This window comes from Mariniflexile ostreae, from assembly GCF_042427585.1.
In the GTDB taxonomy this organism is placed as follows: Bacteria; Bacteroidota; Bacteroidia; order Flavobacteriales; family Flavobacteriaceae; genus Pseudalgibacter; species Pseudalgibacter ostreae.
The window spans coordinates 1-534 of the sequence record NZ_JBHMFC010000076.1 but is presented as its reverse complement, the minus strand read 5'-3'; the positions used below and the strand labels follow the sequence as shown (position 1 = coordinate 534).

Genomic DNA, 534 nt, shown 5'->3' with positions numbered 1-534 from the left:
GAAGGTACCCAGTTTAAAAACACGATTTACAAAGCCCAAGGACTTACCAAAATAAAAGTAAAAATAGCCGGAGCAGATGCTATTTATGCCACTAACAAAAACAGAGTTTTTGCTACAGGCAACACGATACAAACCGATTTTAAACCTAAAGGAAAACCCTCAAAACATCATCATCAACAAAAGAAATTAAAAGCGATGATTACCAAAGAGCGCGCATCGCGATTAGAAGGTAGTTTTGGAAAAGAAAAAGAACATTACCACCTAAAAAAAATTAAAGCAAAAACCAAAGCCACGGAAATACTTTGGATATTTTTTGGAATACACACAGCTAATTGCCTTGAAATTGGTAGAAGAATGCAACAGGGATCTTTAGGAAGCGTAGCATAAATTTTTAAAAAACCAATAAAAAACATAGGATAATTGTGCCCTATTATGAGTGAGTTTTAAAAAAAACTTAAAGACTATCAAAAAAAGCAAAGAACCCACCTAATTCTTTGCTTTTTTTTATTGTTATTAATCCATTAAGCCTTACTT

General features: G+C 32.6%; 1 protein-coding gene. It reads left to right on the top strand.

All coding sequences use genetic code 11. The features are described from left to right. A partial coding sequence (locus ACFFU9_RS11805; protein WP_379861651.1) for a transposase occupies positions 1 to 387 on the top strand: 387 nt, incomplete at its 5' end. Positions 388 to 534: the final 147 nt, after the last annotated feature.